We start from the raw sequence: 25,952 nt of genomic DNA, 5'->3' as shown, positions 1-25,952 counted from the left end.
CGAACACGTCCTGGTCCGCGGTGTCGTCCTCGATCGCTGATGTCATGCTGATGCTGCCTTCCCAGCCGAAGGTGGGCGCCGGCCGGGTGGCGCAGACAGGACATTGAGGGGGCTTCTGACCAAGCTCCTATCAGGTCATGTTCCGCCCGGCCGGAGCCATGAGAACAGGTCCCGGCAGCCGGACAGAACAGCACGAGGACAGCCCAGCAGGGCGTCAGTCAGTGGTCGAGCCACGACCACCGGGACCTGAGTACCAGCATCAATGTCAGTGGTGTGGGCCACGATGGTGGGAGCACTCGTGACACCGTGGGGGGCTCCATGACCGTTGAAGAGCCGCGTACCGGCCTGCCCATCGAGTTCCTGCGCACGATCGCCGCGCGGTCCGAGCCTGATACGCCTCCTGTGCGCATGGCTGTGGAGCGGGCCAGGAAGCTCGCGGCGGGCAGCGCGCGCGACGACTTGATCCTCGCTCTCCTGCGCGGGGCACTCAGCACCTCCGCCCCGGAGTGGATGCTCCAGGCCGCGATCGATGGTGGACTGGCCAAAGGAGAAGCCGGTCTCTACGCCGGATCTCCGCTGCACCTGGCCGCCACAGCGCTGGCCCACCCCTCCTGCATCGACGGCTGGAGAGAAGAGGCGCTACGGCGTTGCTCCGTCCCACAGATCGGCGCACTCGGCCAGGAGGGCTGCGGCGATGCCATGGCCAGGGCGATCGTCGCAGAGCTGAACCGCCGAGGCCCTCATGGCCAGCCGATGTCTCCGGATCTTCTGGAACAGCCCGGCGTCGCGCAGTTGATCCTTCGTGAGCCCGGGCTGGACGACGCCGTCTTTTCCGCCTCGCTAGGCCTTCTTCCGGACTGCCCCGAATTCTCCGAGGGCGAGGACACCGAGGACGACGACATCCTGGAGCGTTACGAGGTCTACATGGCGGCGTGCGAGGCGTGGGAGTCGATGTGGGGACGCGTGGTGTCCGTGCAGACCGCACGTCATCGACAGCTGCTCACCTGGGCGAAGAACACCAAGGCGAATCAGGCTGTACGAACTCATCTCTTGGGCACCGTCCCCTGGGATGTGGAAGCGTCTCTGCTCGAAGAGGTCGCCACCGGTGACCTCGCCCGGTTCAAGAGGTGGGCCCTGGTCACGCGGGCTTGTCGGATGATGAGGGACGGCCTGTCCGCGCCGCAGGTGCGGGAGCGCCTTTCCGTCGACCTCGAATCTGCTACAGCAGCGGATCTGCGACAGCTCGAGTTGTTCCTGGACGGCGCTCTCGAGCGTCACGAGTACGGCCTCCACAGTGCGGTCTCCTGGGTGCGGGCCGCGGCGGAGAAGTCCTGGCGGTACATCCTCAACCCGGCCGACGCGAAGCCACGTTATGGCGATCCGCACATCTGGCGTGCCCCTGACGAGCTTCTTGTTGAGCTCAGCCGCGGCTTCGCCGACGTGGCACTGGAGGCACTCCGCCTCTGGGAGGCCGACGCGAAGAACACCCGGCCCGGTCCTCAGGACCTACGCTGGCTGCACGCCCTGCTCGTCCACCTCCCCGACCTCACCACCGAGGTGCGGGAGAAGGCCCGCACAGTGCTCCAGCACACCCGGCCACAGCCCCGGAAGCCTTGGGAGACCGTCGACTTCGCCACGGAGCGAAGCGACCGCGAGCTGGCCGGCCTGCGATCAGCCGTCGAGGCAATCCTTGGAGACCCGGCCGCGGCAGCCCGTGACACGGGCCTGGGAAACCCGGATCAGGTCACCGTGCAACGACTGTCCGCCGTGCCCGACGACATCCTGGACGACTACCTCTCCCGGCACCCGGGCGACGACGAACTCGTCGAGAAGGCACTGCTGTCCTTCGCCAGCCGTGACTCCTACCGGCAGAACCTCCGCTTCGCCGATGTCCTGGAACGGCACTCCACCCCTCGTGCGGCGCTGCTCCGGATGACCACCGACCTGCGCAAGCGCCTCGGCGGCAGCCCACAGCAACGCGAAGGGTGGGCCCGGCAGGTTCTGGCGCTCCCGGACTGCTCCGCTGACCTCATCCGCGCCCTTCCCGCCTGGACGGCCCTCACCGTCGGAGGTCCGGCACGCGGCATGGCGCACACGACGGTCGCCTCACTCGTGACGACCACCCTGGGCGCCGACGAGGGGGCCTGGTCCAGGCTGGCCGACAGCCCTGCCTCGTACGCCGGCCCCACCGCTTGGCTCCGTCTGGGCGACATCCTCGATGCCGCAGCCGAGGGCGCGGCGTGGCCCAAGCCTCCGACCGTGAGGTGAGCCTCAGCCGGGAGATGAGGTAATCCGGCCACCGGGCTTCATCTCTCGTCGGCCCCTTGAGTGGCACACGCACATGCCGATCCATGAACTCCCCCGTCATGGATTGAGTTGCGTCAAGCCCACCGTGATATTGCTTGATGAACATAAAAGATCACTATCGGATTTCGAAGGGAGATTAATTTTGGCTAACCACAGTGACCTATGGGGCCTGAGATGCCCAAGTTGCCTGTGGGAGGGCGGGATATCCCACGAAGTGCGGGCTTGTCCGCGCTGTCGGGGCCGGGGTGTGCACATGGCCGTGGAGTTGCACCGTGAAGGCGGCAGACCGCAGCGACCCGACCTCGTGCAGGGCGACACCTCGATGTGGAAGTGGCGCGAATTCTTCCCTCCCCTGCCGAACCCGGTCTCTTTAGGGGAGGGCAATACTCCACTTGTCCCCCTGCGGTACATGGCAGGAGTCTGGATCAAGGACGAACGGGCAAATCCGACCGGATCATTCAAGGACCGGATGGCGAGTCTGGCCGTGTCGTGGGCGCAGGCCCAGGGGTTCAGGACGGTCGCGGTCGCCTCGACCGGGAACGCAGCGGTCTCCACGGCCGCCTATGCCGCTGCCGCGGGCCTGCGCTGCGTGATCCTCGCCAAAAATGGCGGAATGGCGTCGTCGGACATGGAGTGTTCGCTGCGAGGAATGGGGGCCGAGATCCGTTTCACCGAAACCTGGCATGCCCGGTGGACCGAACTCGAACGCGGGGTCCGCGAGCAAGACTGGTACCCCATCAGCAACTACCGGATCCCGCCGGTGAGCAGTCAGCCCGTCGGCGTTCGCGCGTACCGCTCACTGGCCTACGAGATCGCTGAACAGCGATCCTGGTCGCCCCCCGACTGGATCGTCGTACCGGTCTCCCGCGGTGATGCCCTCTGCGCGATGGTGGCGGGGTTCGACGAAATCCGGAGGCTCGGCTGGATCTCCCGGGTCCCCCGCATGCTCGCGGTGGTGCGCTTCCCCAGCCTCCAGGAGGCGGTCCGGAGCGGTCGCGAGCAGCCGCTGCCGAGCGAGTACCCCGACCGGGTGGCAGCATTGTCGATCAGCGACCCCCAGGCAACAGCCGCTGCTGTAAGGGCAGTTCGCCGCAGCGGGGGCGATGTCCTGGTCCTCGACGACGACGACCTGGCCAGGGCACAGGCTGAAGCTGCCTCCCATGGCTGGCTGGTCGAACTCTCCTCTGCCGCCGCAATGGCCGGCGCGGCCGAACTCCTACAACAGGGAAGTGGGGGCGATATCGTCGCCCTGGTCACGGCGGCGGGTTAGCCTCGATCTTCCGTGTCGGCTTGCTTGTTCATCTGGTCGCCCGTTTCGGCTTGTTGGGTGGGGTGCGGGCAGGCCAGTCGGGGTTTCTCAGCCAGACGAAGCCGCTCTTAGGCTTTCGCGCCCTCGCGACCCGTGACGAGAAGCGCGCCTACAGCGCCCTCGGTACCGTCACGCTCGCAGCCCTCGCCATCCGGCTCCGCACATGGTCCGAGAAACGTGCCCCAGCGGACAGGGGTTTCGGAGGTCGCCCCCGTTGCCGCTGTGCGCCGCAATACGGTCGCGCCGCGGCTCGACACGGTGCCTGGGACGCGGGCCCGACCTCGAAACGCCCGAGGGCGGGACCCTTTCGGGGATGCCGCCCTTCGATGCGTACGGTCGCGCGGGGGCGCGTCCGTGTCAGAGCGAGCCGACCGGGCTCCGCTCCTGCGGTGCGGCGTCCTGGTCCGAAGTGCCCCAGCATTCCACCTCGCCGCGCAGGCCCGGAACCCGGTCCTTGCGGAAGACCGGGTCGAGGCCCTGGCGACGCTGGGCCAGGTAGTCGTCGAGGAGGCGGAAGGCGACCGCACTGAGGGGGATGATCGCGATCAGGTTGACCAGGGCCATCGCGCCCATCGTGACGTCCGCGAGGCTCCAGACCAGCGGGACGGAGCCGATCGCGCCGAGGACGGCGCAGGCGACGACCATCGCACGGTACGTGCCCATCACGCTCTTGCTGCGGGTGATGAACTGGATGTTGGACTCACCGTAGTAGTAGTTACCGATCATGGAGCTGAAGGCGAGCATGAAGACCACCAGGGTCAGCAGGTGACCGGCCCAGTCGCCGAGCGTGCTGGTGAAGGCGGCCTGCGTGACGTCCGCGCCGCCGCGCTCACCGAGGGCCGGGTTGGCGGAGAGGATCACGAGGGCGGTCATGGTGCAGATGACCAAGGTGTCGAAGTAGACGCCGAGGGCCTGGACCAGGCCCTGCTTGACCGGGTGCGTGGTCTCCGCGGCCGCGGCGGCGTTCGGGGCGGAACCCATGCCCGCCTCGTTGGAGAACATGCCGCGCCGCACGCCCTGCAGGATCGCCGTACCCACGGCGCCGCCCGCGACCTCGCGGAAGCCGAAGGCGCCGCCGATGATGTCGCCGAGCAGGCCCGGCACGTTGCCGAGGTTGAGGAGCACGATGACCAGGCCGGTCAGCAGGTAGAGCGCGGCCATCACCGGGATGATGACCTTGGTGACGGCCGTCAGGCGCTTCACGCCGAAGAACACCGCGAGCGCGAGCAGCACGGCGAGCACGACGCCGAGGACGGGATTGAACCAGGAGGCGTCCGAGCCGAAGGAGCCCTTCGTGGCCACCGTGATCGTGTTGGACTGCACCGCGGTCAGCACGAACCCGAAGGTCAGCGTGATCAGAACGGCGAAGACCATGCCGAGCCAGCGCATTCCGAGCGCGTTCTGCATGTAGTAGGCCGGGCCGCCCCGGTACGTACCGGGCTCGGTGTCGCGCACCTTGTACAACTGGGCCAGGACCGACTCGACGAACGCCGAGGCACCGCCGACCAGGGCCATCACCCACATCCAGAAGACGGCTCCGGGGCCGCCCATGGTGATCGCGGTGGCCACACCGGCGATGTTGCCGGTGCCGATCCGCGCGGCGGCGGAGATGGTGAAGGCGCCGAAGGGACTGACGCCGGACTGCGGCTTGTCCCTGACGACCCGGAACATTTCCGGGATCAGGCGGATCTGCACGCCCTTGGAGCGCAGCGTGAACCAGACGCCGGCGACGGCGACCAGCGGAATCAGCAGGTACGTCCAGAAGGCGTCGTTGAGCTCGACGACCCAGGATTCCAACGTGCCCATGTGGATGTACCCGGTTCCTTGTGAGTCGGGGAGTCGGCCCGGTCTCCGCGTGCGCGTACAGGTCGTGTACGGAGCGGAGGGTTGGCCCGGAGGACGGCGCGGAGCCGAACACTCCGCAAACGACAGGACTCTAGGCCGGGGTGACCGCCCCTGCCTATGGCCCCCGAAAGTGGCCTATCTCATATAAGCCTGATATGTGCGGGAAATCCCCGGCCGCGGCCGTCGTCGGAGCCGGTCGCTGACGCTCGCTCCGCCGTCGGTTACCGGCGCCGGCTTGTCCACCGGTCAGTTCTGTTCGACGGGACGCGTCCGCGGTGGCGCCGCTGTGGCCCGGCCGCGTTCCACGGCCCGACGCGGGAACGGCCCGGTCCATGTCAGCCACCCGCGGATCGGCGCACGGGGAAGGCGTCCGCCGGTCGTCCGTCGCGAGGGCCCTCTCCTCGCGGCTTCGCCGCGACCCCTCGGGCGGGTCCGCTGTGATGCGCGTCACCGGAACCCGGCCGGGTGGGCGGACAAGTCAGGGGGTGAACTACTCGATGCACGCGCGTATCCGCGCGGGGGATCCGGATGCCTTCCGGGAGCTGTTCCGCGATCACGCCCAGCTCGTCTTCCGGCACGCCGTCCGGACCACCGGAGACTGGAGCGCGGCCGAGGACGTCGTGTCGCTGACGTTCCTGGAGGCATGGCGGCTGCGCGAGAAGCTGCGGGACGAGGGGGAGAGCCCGAGGCCCTGGCTGATGGGCATCGCCGTCAACGTGTTGCGCAACACGGGGCGCGCCGCCCGCCGCCATGAGAGGGCGCTGGCCAGGGTGCCGTTGCGGGACGTTCTGCCCGACTTCGCCGACGAACTCGTCGGGCGGATCGCCGACTCCGACGAACTCGCTGCGGCCAAGCGCGCGTTGGGGCAACTGCGGCGTGCCGAGCGGGAGGTGTTCGCGCTCTGCGTGTGGGCCGGTCTCGGTTACGCCGAGGCCGCGGTGGCGCTCGGCGTGCCGGTCGGCACTGTGCGGTCCTGGCTGTCCCGTGCGCGGGCCCGGCTCCGCAAGCTCACCGACAGCGAGTTACGGCGACGGGGCGGCGGGGCGGAACCCCGTAGGACGGAGCCCGGCAGGGAGGAACCCCGCAGGACCGAACCCCGGAGGGCCGCATCCCGCAGAACGGAACCCGATGGGATGGAACCCGGTGGGACCGGCGGACAAGTACAGGGTGGCCGCATCACAGCGGCCCGGTCGAACGAGGAGAGAACCCGATGATCCGCACCCCCTGGCGGCGGCGCGAAGAGCCGCTGGACCGCGCGGACCTGGCCCGGCTGCTGCCCGCACCCGGTGATCCGGAACTCTCCTCCGACCGTCTGAGCGGCCTTGAGGAGCACCTGATGACCGAGATCCGGAACCGGACGCCCGACACCGCGCCCGACCCCTTGCCCGGGGCACCGGCCGGCGCCCCGCCCGCCGGTGCGTACGCGGGGGACCACACCCCCCGGCCGGCCCGCCGCTCCGGCCGTCGGCCGGTCCTGGTCGGCGTTGCCGCCGCTCTGGCCCTGGCCGCCGCCGGGGTCGCCGGACTCGCGGGCAGCCCGGGCGGCTCCGGCGGTTCGGAGACCCCCGGCCGTGCGGTCGCCCCGCCCGCCGGGGTCGTTCCCGCGCCGGTCGTCCAAGTGGTCCGGGGCAGCACTGCGGGGCTGGCGGGCGCGGTGGCCGACATCTCCGGGGCGGCGGCCAGGGCGGAGCTGCCCGAGCCGGGCCCGGGGCAGTTCCTGTACGTCCGGAGCGAGGTCTCCTGGCTGACCTCCTGGGAGGGCGCCGACGGGAAGAACAGGAGCTACGTCGACAAGATCCATCCCCGCGAGGTCTGGATGTCGCCCGACGGCAGCAAGGGCTGGCTGATCGAGCCCTACAAAGAGGACCTCGACCGCGACGGCATCACGCTGGACGACACCGAAGGAGGGGAGCGCACCCTCAACTCGCCCAGCTACGACTACCTGAGGACCCTGCCCACCGACCCGGATCTCTTGGTGGAGAAGATCTACGACGAGACGGAGGGCATGGGCAACGGCCCTGACCAGCAGGCCTTCAGCACCATCGGCGATCTGCTGAGGGAGCAGGTGGTTCCGCCGAAGCTCGCCGCCGCCCTCTACCGCGCCGCGGCCCGGATTCCCGGGGTGGTCCTCGTCGACGATTCCGTCGACGCGGCCGGTCGGCACGGGGTCGCCATCGCCCGTACCGACGAGGAGGACGGCTCGCGCACCGAATGGATCTTCGACCGTGATACGTACACGTACCTGGGGGAGCGCACCGTGCAGACGCGCGATGTGGAGGGCATCAAGGCGGGAACGGTCAAGGGTCATACGGCGGTGACGGACCTGGCCGTCGTCGACGCCGTCAAGCAACGCCCGGCCGGCTCGGCTCCGGACGGGCGGGCCGCCGCCCCGGCCACCCCTTCTGCGGGAACCTGACCTTTCCTGCCGTGCCCGCCCCGGCCACCCTCTCCGCCGGGGCCAGGGCCGGGGCCAGGGTCGGGGCCAGGGCCGGGACTGGGACTGGGACCGGGACCCGACCCTCCTCCCGTCCGCGTCCGTGCGCGCGCGCCCTGCTCGTCCGGCCTTGGCGCCGCGCCCCCGTCCGCATAGCGTCTCGCGTAGCAGTCAGCGTCAGCGTCAGCTTCAGCGCGAGAGAGGCCGTCCGTGCCGCACACCTACCCGTCCCCGTCCCCGGCCCCCGAAGACGCCGGGGCCCCCGCGCAACGCGCCCGGCGCGCCGCGCGTATCGAGGCCTCCCTCACCGCGCCCGGCGCGCCCTTCGCCGTGGTCATCGGCGAGCGGGGGACGCCGGAGTACGCCGACGGGCCGCGTACGCTCCGGGAGTTCGTGGAGACCACCTGGGCCTACCGGGACACGCCGTTCCTCGTCGCCGGCGAACAGCGTTACTCCTACGCCGAGTTCTTCGCCGCCGCCTCCGCCCTCGCCGTACGCCTGCGGGAGCGGTACGGGCTGCGCTCCGGCGACCGGGCCGTGATCGCGATGCGGAACCATCCCGAGTGGCAGATCGCCTTCTGGGCCGCCCAGTTGGCCGGTCTCGTCGCCGTACCGCTCAACGCCTGGTGGACCGAGGGCGAGTTCGTCCACGCCCTGGAGGACTGCGAACCCGGGGTGCTCCTGGTGGACGGGGAGCGGCTGGGGCGGGTCTCCGGCTGGGCCCGGCGGACCGGGACGCGTGTCGTCCTCTTCCACGGGCCCGAGGGCGAGGGGCAGGCGGCGGCCGGGCTGCGCGTCGAGCGGTACGAGGAGTTCCCCGCGCCCGACCCGCTGGCCGCGCCGCCCGACGTGGAGCCCCGGCCCGAGGACGACGCCACGATTCTCTACACCTCCGGCACCACCGGCCGCCCCAAGGGCGCGGTCGCCACCCATCTCGCCCAGGCCGGGGCCGCGCTCAACCCCCGCTACCACGCGGCGGCCTCCGCGCTGGCGCGCGGCGTCATCCCGGGTCAGGGGCCCGCCCCGGTCTCCCTGATGACGTTCCCGTTCTTCCACGTCGCCGCGTTCACCGGCTTCTACGGTGCGATGGCGGCCGGCGGCACCCTCGTCCTGATGCGCAAGTGGGACGCGGACGAGGCGCTGCGGCTGATCCGGGCGCACCGTGTCACGCACTTCGCCGGGGTGCCCACCACCGGGCTCCAGCTGCTGGAGGCCGCGGAACGGACAGGGGACGGGCTGGAGAGCCTCACGCTGTTCAGCACCGGGGGAGCCCCCGCCCCGCCCGCCCTGGTCGCCCGCCTCACCGCCCGGTACGGCGAACGCGTCGAGCCCCGCAACGGCTACGGCCTCACCGAGACCAGCGGCGGGGTCCTCGCGCACTTCGGGGACGCGTACCGGGCGGAGCCGGGCGGCGCGGGACGGCCCACCCCGGTCACGGAGGTGAGGGTCGCCGGGCCGTCGGGGGAGGAACTGCCCGACGGGGAGGCGGGGGAGCTCTGGCTGCGCGGCCAGTCGCTGTTCCGCGGCTACTGGCGCGACGCGGCGGCGACCGAGGAGGCCTTCGGCGACGGCGGCTGGTTCCGTACGGGGGACCTCGCCGTACGCCGCGAGGGTCGGGTCTCCATCGTGGACCGGCTCAAGGACGTGGTGATCCGGGGCGGCGAGAACGTGTACTGCGTCGAGGTCGAGGGCGTCCTGCACGACCACCCCGACGTGGCCGACGCCGCCGTCCTCGGCATCCCGCACCCGGTGCTGGGGGAGGAAGTGGCGGCCGTCGTCCGGCCGCGCCCCGGGGCCGGGGTCACCGCCGGGGGTCTGCGCGAGCACGTCGGCGCGAGGCTCGCCGCCTTCAAGGTGCCGGCCCGGGTGCTGTTCACTGACGAGGAGCTTCCGCGCAACCCCACCGGGAAGCTGCTCAAGCCCCGCCTCCGCGCCTTCGCGGAGGGCGCCTTCGAAGAGGGCGGCACCGAGGAGGGCGGCACCGCGGAGGGCGCCGGGAGGAGCGCCGCGCAGGGCGCCGACAAGGGCGCCGGGAGGAGCGCCGCGCAGGGCGCCGACAAGAGCGCCGGGAGGAGTGCCGGGAGAAGCGCCGGGAAGGGCACCCCGGCGTGCGGTCCGTCGTGCGCCGCGGAGGTCGAGCCCCCGCTCACGGGCGCGTGACCCGCACCCGGTAGTTGCCGTCGTCGTCCTCGTCCAGCACGGATATCCGTACGCCGTTGGCCCGGTCGACGAAGGTCTGGCCGGGGCGGAACGGAGCGTCGGACAGTTCCGCGTGCACGTTGGGGCGCCGGGTGCAGCCGCCGCTGTCCTCGGTGGCGTCGGCGACGGAGACCGGGCCCTGGCCGGTGTCCACGTCGGAGCTGACCTTGTAGATCAGGACCCCCGGCCGGCAGACCGCCTCGTCGTTGCCCGCCGCCGTACGGACCTCCACGGCGTAGCCGGACCGGTCGCTCAGCGGGACGAAGGCGAGCTTGGTGCCGCCATCGGCGGCCAGCGGCCCGAGGGTGTGCTCGCTGACGCCGGCCCGCGACGCGCAGCTGATCTGCTCGTTGTCGAGCCAGCCGAGCTTCCACTTGTGCCAGGCCAGGAAGTCGTTGTTGGCGCCCCAGTCCTCGGACATGATGTCCCAGTGCCCGACCGAGCCGCCGCCCTCCATCGTGTAAAGGTCGGGTAGCCCGAAGACGTGGCCGTTCTCGTGCGGCAGGACGCGGTAGCCGGTCTCGGCGTACGACCCCGATCCGTCGTCCTGGCGGCTGTAGACGAACGACGTGTTGGAGAGCGGGACACCGTCCGCCGTCGGGGCCTCGTCGTTGCCGGAGAAGGTCACCGAGAGCACGGTGTCCAGCGCGGAGGGGCCGGCGTTCGGGCTGACCAGGACGTTGACCAGGTCGTACGCGGAGAAGTCGACCCGGGGGTCGGCGGCCGCGACGATGTCCTTCACCAGCTGGCGGTAGCCCGGCTCGAAGGGGGAGCCGCGCTCTATCCCGTACTCCGTGAAGGGCATCGGCATCCGCAGCCACTCCTTGACGGGGGCCTCGGGCCGGTAGACGAGCCGGCCGTAGGAGCTGGCCCTGAACCACTCGGAGGTCTGCGGGAAGAACTCCGCGTACCGGTCCGTCGCGGGTTCCGTTCCCTCCGCGTCCGGGAAGTCGATCATCAGGTTGAGCGCCCTGATCTCGCCGGTCGACCGGGCGTAGCCGGGCGGGGTCGGCAGCCCCTCGGACATCTGTACGCCCATGGTGGCGGAGATCCGGCACGGGGCGAGCGCGGAGTCCTGGCTGGTGGCCGCCGGCCCCGCCGAGGCGCGGCCGGCGCTCGGAAGGGTGGTGCTGGCCGAGGCCACGGCCGCTATGACCAGCGCGGTCGCTCCGGCCAGGGCGACCGGGCGGTGGTGTCTGCGTATCCGGTGGCGGGGCTGCTGCATAGAGGCGCCTTCGGGGTCCGCGGCAGTCGGCCGACCCCTGACTGCGCTCTGGCGATCAGCCTGTGCCGGGTGGTCCGGGGCCGCTCGCTGGGTGCGCCGATCGGAGGGTTTTCTCCCCGTAGCGATGTGGCGCGGGTCACATGGGAGGGGGAAATAAGCGGGGAGCCTCTCCCCGTTTGCATACGTGTCCCCCGCTAAACGGGGAAGCGGTCCCCGGTTACCGATGGGGGTCGGCCGACTACCCAGAGGGAAGAAGAGGAGGAGCGTCGTCGTGGAGACCACCGCCGGGGCCACCAGGACCGCCGCGAAGGGCACCGCACCGGCAGCCGTCGGCGGCGCCGCACCCGCGGCACCGTGCCGGGCGCCGCGCCCGCGGGCCGACGCGCTGCGCAACCGCGAGCGGATCATCACGGCCGCGCGCGAGCTGTTCGTCGAGTTCGGGCCGGACGTGGCGCTGGACGACGTCGCACGGCGAGCCGGCGTGGGCAACGCCACGCTCTACCGGAACTTCCCCGACCGGGCCGCCCTCACCCATGAGGTCGTCCTCGCGGTCACCTCCCGCACCACGCTCCGGGCCGAGGAGGCCGCCGCGGTGGAGTCCGACCCGTTCGCCGCGCTCAGCCGCTTCGTGCACGCGGCCGCCGACGAGCGGATCGGCGCCCTGTGCCCGATGCTCTCCGGCGTCTTCGACAAGGACCACCCCGAACTGCTCGCCGAGCGCCGACGCCTGGAAGAGGCCGTCGAAGGGCTCGTGGCGCGCGCCATGTCCGCGGGGCGGCTGCGCGCCGACATCGCCGTCGGTGACGTACTCGTCGCCCTCTCCCAGCTCACCCGGCCGCTCCCCGGCATCGCCTGCCAGGGCATCGACCGGTTCACCCACCGTCATCTGCAGTTGTTCCTGGACGGACTGGAGTCCCCGGCCCGCTCCGAACTGCCCGGATCGGCGGCGACCTTGGAGGACCTGCGGCGCCCCTAAGAGCTGTTGTCGAACCGTCCTGGCCCCGCACCGACCTGAACCCCTTCCGGCCGCGCCCCGAGGGACCCGGCCCACCGCCTCACCTCGCCCGTCTCATCTCCTTCGCCTCACCGCACCCCGTCGCGCGTACACGAGCACGTACCGCCGACGCCCACTACGCGACGCCTCGGCGCCCTCACGTCCTTAGGTGGATCTACCCATGCCAAAAACGGCTGACACAGCCCTTCCCGATCCGAGCCGCTGGAAGGCCCTGGCCTTCATCGCGCTCGCCCAGCTGATGGTCGTCCTCGACGCGACCATCGTGAACATCGCTCTGCCCTCCGCCCAGACCGACCTCGGCATATCCGACGGCAACAAGCAGTGGGTCATCACCGCCTACGCCCTCGCCTTCGGTGGACTCCTCCTCTTCGGCGGCCGGATCGCCGACCTGTGGGGGCGCAAGCGCACCTTCGTCGTCGGTCTGATCGGCTTCGCGCTGGCCTCCGCGCTCGGCGGGGCCGCCCAGAACGAGGCGATGATGTTCGGCTCCCGGGCCCTCCAGGGCGTCTTCGGCGCCCTGCTCGCCCCGGCCGCCCTCTCCCTGCTCGCCGTGATGTTCACCGACGCCAAGGAGCGCGCCAAGGCCTTCGGCATCTACGGCGCCATCGCCGGTGGCGGTGGCGCGGTCGGGCTGATCCTCGGCGGCTTGCTCACCGAGTACCTGAACTGGCGCTGGACGTTCTACGTCAACATCCCGTTCGCCATCGTCGCCGCCGCCGGCGCGTACTTCGTCATCCGTGAGCCCTCCGGCGCCCGCAACCGCGCACCGCTGGACATCCCCGGCGTCGTGCTCTCCACGCTCGGCCTGGTCGCCCTGGTGTACGGCTTCACCCGCGCCGAGTCGGCCGGCTGGTCGGACACGCTGACCGTCTCGATGTTCGTCGCCGCCGCCGTGCTGCTGGTCGCCTTCGTCGTGACCGAGGCGCGCGTGAAGTCGCCGCTGCTGCCGCTGCGCGTCCTCACCGAGCGCAACCGCGGCGGGGTCTACCTCTCGCTGGGGCTCGCCATCATCGCGATGTTCGGGCTGTTCCTCTTCCTGACTTACTACCTCCAGGTCGTGAAGGGCTACTCGCCGGTGAAGACCGGCTTCGCGTTCATGCCCATGATCGTCGGCATGATCACCGGCTCCACCCAGATCGGCACCCGGCTGATGACCCGGGTCCCGCCGCGCCTGCTGATGGGCCCCGGCTTCCTGGTCGCCGCGGTCGGCATGCTGCTCCTGACCCAGCTGGACCTGAACACCAGCTACGCGGCCGTCATCCTGCCCGGCATGCTGCTGCTCGGCCTCGGTATGGGTACGGCGTTCATGCCGGCGATGTCCCTGGCCACGCACGGCATCGAGCCGCGTGACGCGGGCGTGGCCTCCGCGATGGTCAACACCTCGCAGCAGGTCGGCGGCGCCATCGGCACCGCGCTGCTGAACACCATCGCCGCGAGCGCCACCACCGCGTACGTCGCCGATCACGCGGCCCGCGCCACGGACCCGCGGCTCCTGGAGCTCCAGGCCATGGTCAGCGGTTTCGCCGCGGCGATCTGGTGGGCCGTCGGCATCCTCGTCGTCGCCGCCGCCATCGCGATCGCCCTCATCAACACCGGCCGCCCCAAGATGGGGCCCGGTGGGACGGACGGCGCGTCCGACGCGGACGCCGAGGAGGAGTTCAGGATTCCGGTCGTCGCCCACTGACGGCGGCGGCGGTTCCTGCCCCGTCCCGGTAGCGTCCCTGCCCGTGATTCCCCGGCCCGGGCTCTCCTGCCCGTGGCTTCCCTGCCCTGGTTCCGCTCAGCGATCGCTCGCTCAGCGGAGCCAGGGCAGATCCGCGTCCGTGCCCTCCGGCTCCAGGCCCGTCGCGAGCACCCGCATGATCTCCCCGAGGCTGCTCACCTGCTCGGGCGTGAGCCGGTCGAACATCGCCTGCCGTACGGCCTCGACGTGCCCCGGGGCCGAGCGGCGGAGCATCGCGTAGCCGTCGTCCGTGAGCACCGCGTTCTGGCCGCGCTTGTCGGAGGGGCAGTCCTCGCGGCGCACCCAGCCGTTCTTCTCCAGCCGGGCGATGGCGTGCGAGAGCCGGGAACGGGTGATCTTCGCGTTCCGGGCCAGCTCCGTCATCCGCATCCGGCGGCGGGGCGCCTGCGAGAGCTGGACGAGCAGTCCGTAATAGGTGTGCGGCATGCCGGCATCGCGCTGCAACTGGCGATCGAGGTGATCCTCCAGCAGCGTGGTGGCGTGCAGATAGGCGCGCCAGGCGTGCTGCTCCTCGTCGGTGAGCCAGCGCGGCGCGCTGGTGGATGCCGTGGTCATGTACTCCACTGTACGACCTTTTCTTGAAAGTTTAACTAGATAGGGCTAAGGTCTCCGGAGGTAGGAGCTTGAAGTTTCAAGAAACCTGCCCCGAGAGATCCCCGCAGGGGATCCGAAGGAGTTTCGCAGGGCCCCTGAACAACGATCCCCCGGATGACCTCGGGGAACTCCTGCTCGGACGAGTTCGTGACCGGATCCCGTGTCCGTGTGCCCCGCGCGGCACCCGTCTCCCTGGGACCGTGTCCAGTGGATGGGAGTGCCATGACAGCCACCGCGGAGCGGATGCCCGCCCTCTACCTCTCGCACGGCGCACCGCCGCTGGCCGACGATCCCGTCTGGCCCGGCGAGCTCGCCGCCTGGTCCGCGGGGCTGCCCCGCCCCCGCGCGATCCTGATGGTCTCCGCCCACTGGGAGGAGGCCCCGCTCGCGCTGGGCGCCACCGGGACCGTGCCGCTCGTGTACGACTTCTGGGGCTTCCCCGAGCACTACTACGGGGTGCGTTACGGAGCCCCGGGCGCGCCCGAGCTGGCCGACAGCGTCCGCAAGCTGCTGCGTGGCGCCGGGGCGCCGGTCCAGGACATCCCGGACCGCGGCCTCGACCACGGGGCGTACGTACCGCTGGTGGAGATGTTCCCGGACGCCGACGTCCCCGTACTCCAGATCTCCCTGCCGACCCTCGACCCGCGGAAGCTGATGGACGTCGGGCGCAAGCTCGCCCCCCTGCGCGACGAGGGCGTGCTCATCGTCGGCAGCGGCTTCTTCACCCACAACCTGGCCGCCCTGCGCCACCCGGGCGGCGGGGTTCCCGGCTGGTCGGCGGAGTTCGACGACTGGGGCGACCGCGCGCTGCGGGCCCAGGACATCGACGCGCTGATCGACTTCGAGCACACCTCCCCGGCCGGGAAGCTGGCCCACCCGCGCACCGAGCACTTCGCGCCGCTGTTCGTGACGCTGGGCGCTGCCGAGGACGAGCTGGACCGGGGGCGCAGCGTCATCGACGGCTTCTGGATGGGGCTGGCGAAGCGCTCGGTGCAGTTCGGCTGAGGAGATCGGGGCGCTCGGGGTTCGGCGGATGAGGGGCTTGGGCGCTCAGGTCCAGCTGGGCTACGGGTTCGGCCGCGCGTCGCGGCCACCCTGAGCAACCCGAACGCCGCCCGATCCGTCCTTCGGGGTGGGAGCACGGCTCCCCGGGCGCCGGGCGGCGGCCGGGCGAGGGGTCGTGGGACGTGCGTGTGAGTGCGGTCTCATGCACGAGCCGATTCCGGGTACCCGGCCGGAGAGCCGCAAAAGGGCCTGTCGGCCCCGCCACCGGCTCTGACCTGCGCGTCCGGCGGAAACCGGAAGCGGAATCCAGCGGTCGGCGCCGGACAGGGTACTGCATGATCGCGAAAGTGAATGTGCGGCATGGGAATTCTGTCCGGATTCCAGTCGTTGTTTCCATCGGATGCAGGGCACCTCGAAAGGGTGTCGCGACCTACTCAGCAAGGGAGCACGCATGGCAACCCGTGCCGTCGCCCGTCGTACGTCCACCACCTCCGGTGGATCCGGCCGGGCAGGCAGTGTTCGCGCCGTGGGCGGGGAAATCGCCGATCGCGACCTGGTCGGCATGTACCTGGACGAGATCGCCCGCACACCGCTGCTCGACGCCGCCAAGGAAGTCGACCTCTCCCAGACCATCGAGGCGGGCGTCTTCGCCCAGCAGATCCTCGACGGCGAGGTGGAGAGCTCCGCCGGTGACGCGAAGCGTGAGGAGCTGGAGGCGCTGGTCGCCGAGGGCGAGCGCGCCAAGGACATATTCATCCGTTCCAACCTCCGGCTCGTCGTCGCCGTGGCCCGCCGCTACCCGCGCGCGGGGCTCCCTCTGCTCGACCTGATCCAGGAGGGCAACGCGGGCCTGGTGCGTGCGGTCGAGAAGTTCGACTACGCCAAGGGCTTCAAGTTCTCCACGTACGCCACCTGGTGGATCCGGCAGGCCATCACCCGGTCCATCGCCGACCAGTCCCGCACGATCCGGCTCCCCGTCCACCTGGTGGAGGAGCTCGGCCGGATCCGCCGGGTCCAGCGCGAGTTCAACCGCGAGCACGGGCGCGACCCGGAGCACGCGGAGATCGCCGCCGAGCTCGACTCCAACCCCGAGCGCGTCGGCAACGTCCTGGACTGGGCCCGCGATCCGGTCAGCCTCAACATGTCCGTGGACGACGACGGCGACACCCAGTTCGGCGACCTGCTGGAGGACACCTCCGCCGTCTCGCCCGAGCAGTCCGTGATGACTCTGCTCCGCAGCGAGGAGCTGGAGGACCTGATCGGCAAGCTCGACAACCGGACCGCCTCGATCATCAAGATGCGGTACGGCATCGAGGACGGCCGGGAGCGGACGCTGACCGAAGTGGGCAAGCAGCACGGTCTCACGCGGGAGCGGATCCGCCAGATAGAGAAGCACGCACTGCTCGAATTGAAGCGAATGGCTCACGACACGGGCTTTGACGCTGCGGCGTGAGCCAATAACCCGTAATCTCCCCATCAAGCCGGTTCGCACCGGCCGACCGACCGGGTCATTCCGGTCACCCGACCGGTTTTCACCGGTCCCTGAGCTGAGCCCCGGCGCCCACCCCCCCCCGGCGTCGGGGCTCATCCCTGTTCCGGATCGGCCGAGGGCTCAGCCGGGCGCCGGGCCGGGCGCCGACCCCCGGCGGCGCGGGTCAGCCGGGCGCCGAGCCCCTCCAGGTACTCCACCAGCTGCGGCGGCCCCTGCGCAGAGAACTCGCAGTCCACCAACGCCAGCCGCAGCGCCACCCACTCCAGCGAATCGGTGCACGAGGCCCGCAGCCGGCAACCGCCCTCCCCGGCCGGCTCCGGCGCCCCGAAGTGCGCGGGCAGCCGCGCCGCCACGAACTCCGCCGGCGCCCCGAACCACACATCGAGACACAGCTCCGGCTGCATCCGCCGTATCGACCGGGTGAGGTACTTCGCCGCGTCCCCGCCCTCCGCGTCGCTCCGCGCCTCGCCGCCCGCGTCGTTCCCGTCGCTCCCCGCGCCCTCGACGGGCAGCGGCCTCGGCGCGAACCGCGCCCCCGTCGCGTACGGCTCGCCGACCCGGTCCACCCGGAACGTACGCCAGTCCTCCCGGCCCAGGTCGTACGCCACCAGGTACCAGCGCTGCCCGGTGCTCACCAGCCGGTACGGCTCGACCTGCCGCTTCGTCCGGGTGCCGTCGCCGCTGCGGTACGCGAACCTCAGCCGCTCCCGCCCGGTGGCCGCCGAGGCCAGCGTCGTCAGGGTCCGCGGGTCGATGGTGGCGCCGTCGCCCCGGGTCAGCGGCACCGTGGCGTTCTGGAGCGCGGAGACCCGGTGCCGGAGCCGGGAGGGAAGCACCTGTTCCAGCTTGGCCAGCGCCCGTACGGAGGCCTCGTCCACGCCCTCGATCGCGTGCCCCGTACCGGCCCGCAGCCCCACCGCGATGGCCACCGCCTCCTCGTCGTCCAGCAGGAGGGGCGGCATGGCGGCGCCCGCCACCAGGCGGTAGCCGCCGACGGAGCCGCGTGAGGCCTCGACCGGGTAGCCCAGGTCGCGCAGCCGGTCGATGTCGCGGCGGATCGTGCGCGGACTGACGGCGAGCCGCTCGGCCAGCTCGCCGCCGGGCCACTCGCGGGGGGTCTGGAGGAGCGACAGCAGTTTCAGCAGTCGTGCTGGAGTGTCGGACATGGCCTCAGGATGGCGGACCATCAGGCCATCATCTGACCTAATGGATGCCTAGGTTCCTCCCATGCCTTCTTCCGCACCCCCGCCGCCCACGGCGTCGTACGTCGCTCCGCCCACGCCGCTCACGCCGCCCGCTCCGCCCGCAACGGTGAAGACACCGGTGGCACCCGTGCCGGCCCCGGCCGACCGGCGGCGCTGGTTCGCGCTGGCCATCGTGATGACCGCCGCGTTCATGGACCTGGTCGACGTCACGATCGTCAACATCGCGATCCCCAGCATCCAGCGCGAGACCGGGGCCTCGGTCTCCGCGATCCAGTGGATCACCGCCGGTTACGCCCTCGCGTTCGCGGCCGGACTGATCACGGGCGGCCGCCTCGGCGACATCTACGGGCGCAAGAGGCTCTTCCTCGTCGGCATCGGCGGATTCACGCTCGCCTCCGCCCTGTGCGGCTTCGCGGGCAGCCCCGAGATACTGGTCGCGGCCCGGATCCTCCAGGGCGCGACGGCGGCCCTGATGGTGCCCCAGGTCCTCTCGATCGTGCACGCCACCTTCCCGGCCCACGAGCGCGGCAAGGTCTTCGGCCTCTTCGGCGCGGTCGTCGGACTCGGCGCGGTCTCCGGTCCGCTGCTGGGCGCCCTGCTCACCGAGTGGGACCTCTTCGGGCTCGGCTGGCGGCCGATCTTCCTGATCAACCTGCCCGTCGGGATCGCCGGACTGATCCTCGGCGCGAAGTTCATCACCGAGTCGAAGGCCCCCCGGGCGGTCCGTCTCGATCTTCCCGGCGTCGCTCTGATCACCCTGGCGATGCTGATGCTCATCTACCCGCTCACCCGGGGACACGAGCTGGGCTGGCCGCTCTGGGGTCATCTCTCGATGGTGGGCAGCCTGTTCGTCTTCGGGGCGCTGGTCGCCTACCAGCGGCAGAAGGCGCTGAGCGACGGCTCGCCGCTGATCGAACTGTCCCTGTTCCGGGTCAAGAGCTTCGCCGCCGGCATCGCCGTGCAGCTGACCTTCGGCGTCGGCCTCGGCATCTTCTTCCTGGTCTGGACGATGTACATGCAGATGGGTCTCGGCTGGAGCGTGCTGCGCGCCGGCACGACGGGCATCCCGTTCTCCGCCGCCGTCTCGGTGGCCGCCGGGGTCTCGGTGCAGAAGCTGGTGCCCCGCTTCGGCCGCAAGGTCCTCCAGGCCGGGGCGCTCCTCATGATCGCCGGACTGCTGATCTACCTCTGGGAGAGCGAGCAGTACGGGATGGGCATCACGTCCTTGCAGATGGCCGTCCCGCTGGTGGTCATGGGCGTGGGGATGGGGCTGATCGTGGCTCCGCTGACCGACGCCGTGCTCTCCGAAGTGCCCAAGGAGCACGCCGGTTCGGCGTCAGGGCTGATCAACACCGTGCAGCAGATGGGGACGGCGCTCGGTCTCGGCCTGGTGTCCGTCGTCTTCTTCGGGGCGATCGGCGACCGACTGGCCCCCGACGAGGTCGGCCCGGCGTTCGTCGACGCGTTCCAGCAGTCGCTGTGGTGGGTGACCGGGGTGCTCTCGGTGATCTTCCTGGTGATGTTCGCGCTGCCCGCCCGGCCGCGCGCCCACGTCGAGGACGAGGCCCACGTCGAGGACGAGGCCCACGTCGAGGACGAGGCCCACGTGGAGGGTGTCGCGAACGTGGAGGGTGTCGCGAACCTGGGGGGCGGCGCGCGCTGATCCGTGGGGGCGGCGTGACCCGGCCCCACTCTGCCCCCCAGTGACCGGCCTCGGCGGATCATCCGCCCGGGCCGGTCACGATGGTGTCCGGGTCAGCAGATCCGGGTGCGGCTCTCCATCGCCGCACGGGCGGTGTGCTCGTCCTCGTACACCTCGCACATGTGGCGGCCGTCGGGCGTCGCCGTGTGCTCGACCTCCCACAGGCTCGTCTCGCTGCCGTCGAGCAGCAGGAACGCGTGCTCGTAGAGCGTGAAACCCGCCGAGCGGCCGTCGACGCGGCACTGACGCCCGAAGATCTGGGTGATGTGGTGGGCGAACGCCGACCGGAGCAGCCGTGCCTTCTGCTCGCCCGGCCGGTCGGCGTTCTCCGCGCGGCGCAGCACCCGGCGGGCGTGGTCCGCGGAGTTGTCGGGGGCGTACGTCCGGGGGAGCGGGGCCGGCGGGGCGGACATCAGGACCGTCAGCATCTCCAGTTCGCCCTGGCCCTCCTGTACCCCCTCGTCGCCGAAGGCCGGGGAGTCGGAGAGGCTTCCCGCGAGCCGGGACGCGGCGATGCGGGCGTCGCCCTCGTCGTCGTACAGCTCGTGCCGACGCGGTATCCGCACGTCCCGGCCTCCGCTGTGCACCAGCTCCCACAGAGTGAGGGCGGAGCCGTCGGTGAGGAGATACGTGTGACGGTAGGTCTCGCGGTGCAGCACGGAACTGTGGTGCGACGAGTGCAGCGAACTGCTGTGGGCGAGCGCGCTGCCGAGGCGGTCGACCGTGCTGTCGGGCAGGTCGAAGGAGTTGAGGGCGCGTCGCAGGAGTCGGTCGAGGTGGTGCTCGGTTGTCTCGTACGGATCGCTCAAGGTGGTGTCTCCAGGCCGTCGCCGCGTGTTACTTGGTGCGTGCTTAACGTAGTCCCTGGGTCCGGCATCGTGACCGGGGTTCGTGAAAACGTAGGGCGCACGCAGAAAGTTCCCCGCGTGCTCCCGGTGCATTTCGGGCGCTTGGGGTGAACTCCCTTACGCAGATGGTGAGTCGGGCGCCCACACGCCCCTCGCTCACGCCCCTCGCTCACGCCGCGCGCCCCAAGGTTCCGCCGACCGCCGACCGCCGACCGCCGACCGCCGACCGCCGACCGCCGACCGCCGACCGCGGACCGCCGACCGCCGTGCGAGTGCGTGCCGCAGGCTAGCCGCCGTACAGCTCTGTGTACGAGAGGAGCCTGCCGCCCGGCCCCTCGGTGCTCCGGGCCGCGCGCACGGCCTTGACGATGGCCCGCGCCAGGACGTCGGCGCCCGCCGCCAGGATCTCGTTGACGGCCACCGGGTCCCCGGGTGGCACCCGCACCTGCCCGGTGGCCAGCGTGAACACGGTGTCCCCGTCGGTCAGCAGATGGACCGGGCGCACCGCGCGGGCCAGCCCGTCGTGTGCGGTGCCCGCCAGCTTCTGGGCCTGCGCCCGGGTCAGGTCCGCGTCCGTGGCGACGACCGCGATCGTCGTGTTGAACGGCGGGGCCCCGCCTCCGGCCGCCTCCGTCGCCTCCCGCTCCCGTGCGAGACGCCGCCCCGCCGCCGTGTGGACCTCGGCCGAAGGGTGGGCCGGCGGGTCCCCGGCCCCGTACTCCCCGAACAGCACCCCGGTCCGGGGGTCGACCACCGAGCCCGCCGCGTTCACCGCGACGAGGGCGGCCACCGTGACCCCGGAGGCGAGGCGGGTGCTCGCCGTGCCGACGCCGCCCTTGAGCTGCCCGGCCACCGCGCCGGTGCCCGCGCCCACGCCGCCCTCGGCCACGGGCTCCCCGGCCCCGGTGGCTGCCGCGGCCTCCACCGCGGCGCGGCCGGTCGACGCGTCGGGGCGGGCCCGCCAGTCGCCACCCCGGCCGAGGTCGAAGAGGGCGGCGGCCGGAACGACCGGCACCACCTGGGTGGGTCCGGGGCCGACCCGGACGCCCCGGCCCCGCTCCTCCAGCCAGGCCATCACGCCGGACGCGGCGTCGAGCCCGTACGCGCTGCCGCCCGTGAGGACGACGGCGTCGACCCGCTGCACCAGACTGCGCGGGTCCAACGCGTCCGTCTCCCGGGTGCCCGGCCCGCCGCCCCGTACGTCCACGGCGGCCACGGCCCCGCCCTCGGGTGCCAGGACGACGGTCGTTCCGCTCAACGCGCCTGCACCGGCGACCTCGGCGTGGCCGACGCGGATCCCGGCCACATCGGTCAGCGCGTCCAGCGGGATCGGGTACTCGGCGGCCCCGGCCCCGAGGCCCTCGGCGTCGTCCTCGGGGTTCACGGGGATCATCGTGCGGCTCCTCCGGTCGGGGTCGTGGCCCGCGGGAGTGCGAGCCGATGTGCTGCGAACGTACCGGCGAGCGGGGCGCGGTGAGTCCGAAGCGCCCCGCCCGGGCAAGGCGACCCTTGCGACTGTCCGGGCGACCCTCTCACCCTCTCACTCACCAAAACGGGTTCAATCAACCCAAATAGACCTACGGTGGCCGGGTGACCGAGCCCTCAGAAGCCACCGCAGCAGCCGAGCCCGATGTCCCTGACGGCCCCTCGGCCACGTCTCCCTCCGCTACCGGCCCCCGGTCCGTCACCACCCGGGCGACGCTCGTCGGCGTGGTTGTCTCCGCCCTGCTGATCCTCGCGATCGTGCTCGGCAGCCGTATGCTCCGCAACTTCGACTCGGCCCTCCTCCCCTACGCCGTGGCCACGGTCTTCCTCGCTTTCGGCGTCGCCTACCGGTACACCGTCTGGATCTCCGCCCCCGGTGCCCGACGCCTCTTCAAACAGGGCTGGCGCAGCCTCTTCTCCCTGGACAACTTCCGCAGGGCCCCCACCGCCCTGCCGAAGATGATCGCCACCTATCTGGGCTTCCAGAAGTTCCTCGGCGCCCGCTCCCACGCCCGCTGGGCCGCCCACCAGCTGATCTTCTGGGGCTGCGTCCTCGCCGCCCTGATCACCTTCCCCCTCACCTGGGGCTGGTTCACCTTCACTTCCGGCAGCGGATCGGGACCCGGCTACGAGATGCGGATCTGGGGCTTCAAGATCCTCGGATTCGACTCGCTCAACGTCCTCGGCTGGCTGATGTTCCACGGCCTGGACATCGCCGCCGTCCTCGTCATCCCCGGCGCCTCGTACTTCCTGTGGCGCCGCATGAAGGACCGCGGCGCCGCCACCGGCCAGCGCTTCGCCTACGACCTGGTGCCGCTGATCGCGCTCATCGTCATCTCCGTCACGGGGCTGCTGCTCACCTTCTCCTCGATCTTCCTGCACGGCGGTGGCTACCAGTTCCTCGCGATCCTCCATATGGTGTCGGTCGTCTTCACGCTCATCTACATCCCGTTCGGCAAGTTCTTCCACATCGTCCAGCGACCGGCCGCCGTCGGCATGCAGCTGTTCAAGTACACCGGCCGCAAGGACGACGAGGTGTTCGCCTGCCGCCGCTGCGAGGAGCCCATCGACACCGGCCCCTACGTCGAGAACCTGCGCGGCACCATGCGCGACCTCCGGCTCGACTTCGACTCCTGGGCCGAGTACTGCCCGCGCTGCAAGCGGGTGCTGCGCGGCAGCGCCTACCTCTCCCATGTGAAGAAGGGCTTCAAATGACCGCGGATCCGCGACCCGCCGCCGACCGCCGCACCTTCATCCCCCTGGACCCCTCCCTCGCCCCTCCCGGCACCCGCGCCTTCCGGGACGCGGGCGGCATCCCGGCCGACCAGTGGCACGCCGACCAGAACGGCGAGACGCTCGTGCCGACCCACTGCTGCTTCTGCGGTGTCCAGTGCGGGATGTATCTGCGCGTGGACCGCGGCGGCAAGGTCTTCGGTGTCGAACCCCGCAACCACGACATCAACCGGATGCGGCTCTGCCCCAAGGGCATCAACGCCTACCAGCAGGTCAACCACCCCGACCGGCTGACCGCCCCGCTGATGCGCCGCTCCCGCGACGAGGAGTTCCGCGAGGTCTCCTGGGAGGAGGCGCTCGACTTCACCGTCTCCGAGATCAAGCGCATCCAGCAGACCCACGGCAACGACGCCTTCGGGCTCCTCGGCGGGGCCAGCCTGTTCTCCGAGAAGACCTATCTGGTGGGCAAGTTCGGCCGGGTCGCGCTCAAGACCCGGCACGTCGACTACAACGGCCGCCTCTGCATGGTCAGCGCGGCGGGCGCCAACAAGCTGGCCTTCGGCATCGACCGGGCCGGCAACCCCTTCTCCGACATCCTGCTCACCGACTGCCTGCTCATCGCGGGCTCCAACGTCGGCGAGTGCTTCCCCGTGATGACCCAGTACGTCTGGGGGGCCCGGGACCGAGGGGCCAGCCTCATCGTCATCGACCCGCGCGAGACCGCCATCGCCCGGACCGCCGACATCCACGTCGCCCTCAAGCCCGGCACCGACTCCGCCTTCTTCACCTCCGTCCTGCACGTCGTCATCGAGGAAGGGCTCACCGACGAGAACTACCTCGCCGCCCACGCCACCGGCTGGGAGGAGGTCAAGGCCAAGGCCGCCGAATACCCGCCCTCCCGCGCCGCCGCGATCTGCGGGATCCCCGCCGAGCAGATCGTCCAGGTCGCCCGGACCTTCGCCCGCGCACCCAAGGCCATGGCCTGGCACGCCCGGGGCATCGAGCACCACTCGCAGGGCGTCGAGAACTGCCTCACCGTGATCAACCTCTGCACCGCCACCGGCCACATCGGCAAACCCGGCGCCGGCTACGGCACCATCACCGGCCAGGGCAACGGGCAGGGCGGCCGCGAGCACGGCCAGAAGGCGGACCTCCTCCCCGGCGGACGCTCCATCATGAACGAGGAGCACCGCCGCCAGATCTGCGAGATCTGGGGCATCGAGGAGTCCGACCTCCCGCCCGCCGGGACCTCCATGATGGAAATGGTCTGGCAGATGCAGCGCCGCGAGATCCGCGGCCTCATCGGCATCTGCAACAACCCCTTCGTCTCCCTGCCCAACTACCGGGTGGTCAAGGAGGGGTACGACGCCACCGAGTTCCACGCGCAATTCGACTTCTTCCTCTCCGAGACCGCGGCCAACGCCCATGTCGTCTTCCCCGTCACCACCTGGGCCGAGGACGAAGGAGTGATGGCCAACGCGGAAGCCCGCGTGGTCAAGCACAACAAGGCCCAGGACCCGCCGCCCGGCGTCCGCACCGACACCTGGGCGATGTGCGAACTCGCCCGACGGCTCGGCGCCGGCGACAAATTCGACTTCCCCGACTCCCGGTCGGTCTTCGACGAGCTGCGCGTCGCCTCCGCCGGCACCGTCAACGACTACTACGGCATCACCTACGAACGCCTGGAGGAGACCGGCGGCATCGCCTGGCCCTGCCCCACCACCGACCACCCCGGCACCCCGCGCCTCTTCGAGGACGGGAAGACCTACCACCCCGACGGCAAGATCCACCTCCAGGTCGTCGAATGGCACCCGCCGATGGACCCGTACGACGACGAGCACCCCATGTCGCTCACCACCGGCCGCACCGTCGCCCACTTCCTCTCCGGCAACCAGACCCGCAGGCTCGGCGCCCTCGTCGAACAGACCCCGCGCCCCTGGGCCGAGATCCACCCCTCGCACGGCTTCCGCAACGGCGAGCCCGTCCGCGTCGTCACCCGGCGCGGCAGCGAGGTCTTCCCCGCCCTGGTCACCGAGGCGATCCGCCCCGACACGGTGTTCATCCCGTACCACTGGCCCGTCCCCACCGCGGCCAACGCCCTCACCATCGACGCCCTCGACCCCCGGTCCAAGATCCCCGAGTACAAGGTGTGCGCCTGCCGCATCGAGCACGCCGAGCGGATCGACGAGGTCCCCGCCCCGCCGGTCGCTCCCGGCCATGTCGCCTACCCGGAGACCCAGGTCTCCCGTACCGACCCGCTGCCTCCCACGGCCCCCCAGGGCCGTGGCACCTCGGAGAGGAGCTGAAGCC

General features: G+C 71.1%; 18 protein-coding genes. 12 read left to right on the top strand and 6 right to left on the bottom strand.

Annotated elements, in window-relative coordinates; all coding sequences use genetic code 11:
- Window positions 1-318: 318 nt before the first annotated feature.
- Together D581_RS1000000141445 and D581_RS1000000140280 are read left to right on the top strand one after the other, a co-directional pair.
- A complete protein-coding gene (locus tag D581_RS1000000141445; protein ID WP_018961140.1) occupies window positions 319-2,268 on the top strand; it encodes a hypothetical protein in 1,950 nt (649 codons plus the stop codon).
- A gap of 292 nt (window positions 2,269-2,560) precedes the next feature.
- Window positions 2,561-3,577 (top strand): pyridoxal-phosphate dependent enzyme, encoded by a 1,017-nt coding sequence (locus D581_RS1000000140280; RefSeq protein ID WP_158688650.1) that lies wholly within the window; start codon window positions 2,561-2,563, stop codon window positions 3,575-3,577.
- A 396-nt stretch (window positions 3,578-3,973) separates the two neighbouring features.
- Here D581_RS1000000140280 and D581_RS0131665 read toward each other — a convergent pair whose 3' ends face one another.
- Window positions 3,974-5,422, bottom strand: coding sequence for an alanine/glycine:cation symporter family protein (locus tag D581_RS0131665; protein ID WP_018961138.1), 1,449 nt, complete (start codon window positions 5,420-5,422; stop codon window positions 3,974-3,976).
- Window positions 5,423-5,958: 536 nt separating this feature from the next.
- On the opposite strand from D581_RS0131665, the gene D581_RS0131660 reads away from it, so the two are divergent.
- The 3 genes from D581_RS0131660 (at window position 5,959) to D581_RS0131650 (ending at window position 10,055) form a co-directional block, all read left to right on the top strand.
- Complete coding sequence (locus D581_RS0131660; RefSeq protein WP_032753400.1) at window positions 5,959-6,675, top strand: RNA polymerase sigma factor; 717 nt, start codon at window positions 5,959-5,961, stop codon at window positions 6,673-6,675.
- Window positions 6,672-7,877 (top strand): CU044_5270 family protein, encoded by a 1,206-nt coding sequence (locus D581_RS0131655; protein WP_018961136.1) that lies wholly within the window; start codon window positions 6,672-6,674, stop codon window positions 7,875-7,877. The genes D581_RS0131660 and D581_RS0131655 overlap by 4 nt, the downstream gene beginning before the upstream one ends.
- Window positions 7,878-8,105: 228 nt before the next feature.
- Window positions 8,106-10,055 carry an AMP-binding protein gene (locus tag D581_RS0131650; protein WP_018961135.1) on the top strand — a complete coding sequence of 650 codons (1,950 nt, stop codon included), beginning with the start codon at window positions 8,106-8,108 and terminating at the stop codon, window positions 10,053-10,055.
- Here the strand turns inward: D581_RS0131650 and D581_RS0131645 are convergent.
- A complete protein-coding gene (locus D581_RS0131645; protein WP_018961134.1) occupies window positions 10,042-11,319 on the bottom strand; it encodes a M6 family metalloprotease domain-containing protein in 1,278 nt (425 codons plus the stop codon). The genes D581_RS0131650 and D581_RS0131645 overlap by 14 nt on opposite strands.
- A 271-nt stretch (window positions 11,320-11,590) precedes the next feature.
- On the opposite strand from D581_RS0131645, the gene D581_RS0131640 reads away from it, so the two are divergent.
- Window positions 11,591-12,295: a TetR/AcrR family transcriptional regulator gene (locus tag D581_RS0131640; protein WP_018961133.1), complete on the top strand. Its 705-nt coding sequence runs from the start codon at window positions 11,591-11,593 to the stop codon at window positions 12,293-12,295.
- Between the two features lie 199 nt (window positions 12,296-12,494).
- Window positions 12,495-14,018: an MFS transporter gene (locus D581_RS0131635; protein ID WP_018961132.1), complete on the top strand. Its 1,524-nt coding sequence runs from the start codon at window positions 12,495-12,497 to the stop codon at window positions 14,016-14,018.
- A gap of 111 nt (window positions 14,019-14,129) precedes the next feature.
- On the opposite strand, the gene D581_RS0131630 is transcribed toward D581_RS0131635, so the two are convergent.
- Window positions 14,130-14,642 (bottom strand): MarR family winged helix-turn-helix transcriptional regulator, encoded by a 513-nt coding sequence (locus tag D581_RS0131630; RefSeq protein WP_018961131.1) that lies wholly within the window; start codon window positions 14,640-14,642, stop codon window positions 14,130-14,132.
- 252 nt (window positions 14,643-14,894) lie between these two features.
- Here D581_RS0131630 and D581_RS0131625 point away from each other — a divergent pair, with 252 nt between their 5' ends.
- Both D581_RS0131625 and D581_RS0131620 read left to right on the top strand, forming a co-directional pair.
- Complete coding sequence (locus D581_RS0131625; RefSeq protein WP_018961130.1) at window positions 14,895-15,677, top strand: dioxygenase family protein; 783 nt, start codon at window positions 14,895-14,897, stop codon at window positions 15,675-15,677.
- Between the two features lie 451 nt (window positions 15,678-16,128).
- Window positions 16,129-17,130, top strand: a complete 1,002-nt coding sequence (locus D581_RS0131620) for a sigma-70 family RNA polymerase sigma factor (RefSeq protein ID WP_026291087.1) — start codon at window positions 16,129-16,131, stop codon at window positions 17,128-17,130.
- A 131-nt stretch (window positions 17,131-17,261) separates the two neighbouring features.
- Here the strand turns inward: D581_RS0131620 and D581_RS0131615 are convergent, their stop codons facing one another.
- On the bottom strand, window positions 17,262-18,335 hold the full coding sequence (locus tag D581_RS0131615; RefSeq protein ID WP_032753397.1) for a WYL domain-containing transcriptional regulator: 1,074 nt from the start codon (window positions 18,333-18,335) through the stop codon (window positions 17,262-17,264).
- A gap of 61 nt (window positions 18,336-18,396) precedes the next feature.
- Here D581_RS0131615 and D581_RS0131605 point away from each other — a divergent pair, with 61 nt between their 5' ends.
- Window positions 18,397-20,037 carry an MFS transporter gene (locus tag D581_RS0131605; protein WP_486585899.1) on the top strand — a complete coding sequence of 547 codons (1,641 nt, stop codon included), beginning with the start codon at window positions 18,397-18,399 and terminating at the stop codon, window positions 20,035-20,037.
- Between the two features lie 92 nt (window positions 20,038-20,129).
- Here D581_RS0131605 and D581_RS0131600 read toward each other — a convergent pair whose 3' ends face one another.
- Window positions 20,130-20,885 carry a DUF6227 family protein gene (locus tag D581_RS0131600; protein ID WP_018961125.1) on the bottom strand — a complete coding sequence of 252 codons (756 nt, stop codon included), beginning with the start codon at window positions 20,883-20,885 and terminating at the stop codon, window positions 20,130-20,132.
- A gap of 325 nt (window positions 20,886-21,210) precedes the next feature.
- A complete protein-coding gene (locus D581_RS0131595) occupies window positions 21,211-22,317 on the bottom strand; it encodes a P1 family peptidase (protein ID WP_018961124.1) in 1,107 nt (368 codons plus the stop codon).
- A gap of 197 nt (window positions 22,318-22,514) precedes the next feature.
- On the opposite strand from D581_RS0131595, the gene D581_RS0131590 reads away from it, so the two are divergent.
- Both D581_RS0131590 and D581_RS0131585 read left to right on the top strand, forming a co-directional pair.
- Window positions 22,515-23,624, top strand: coding sequence for a hypothetical protein (locus D581_RS0131590; RefSeq protein ID WP_020679260.1), 1,110 nt, complete (start codon window positions 22,515-22,517; stop codon window positions 23,622-23,624).
- Window positions 23,621-25,948 (top strand): molybdopterin oxidoreductase family protein, encoded by a 2,328-nt coding sequence (locus tag D581_RS0131585; protein WP_018961122.1) that lies wholly within the window; start codon window positions 23,621-23,623, stop codon window positions 25,946-25,948. Before D581_RS0131590 ends, D581_RS0131585 begins: the two co-directional genes overlap by 4 nt.
- The last annotated feature ends 4 nt before the right edge of the window (window positions 25,949-25,952 follow it).

Source organism: Streptomyces sp. CNB091 (genome assembly GCF_000377965.1).
Note: the sequence above shows the minus strand (reverse complement) of the source record. Positions and strands in the feature narration are given on the sequence as shown.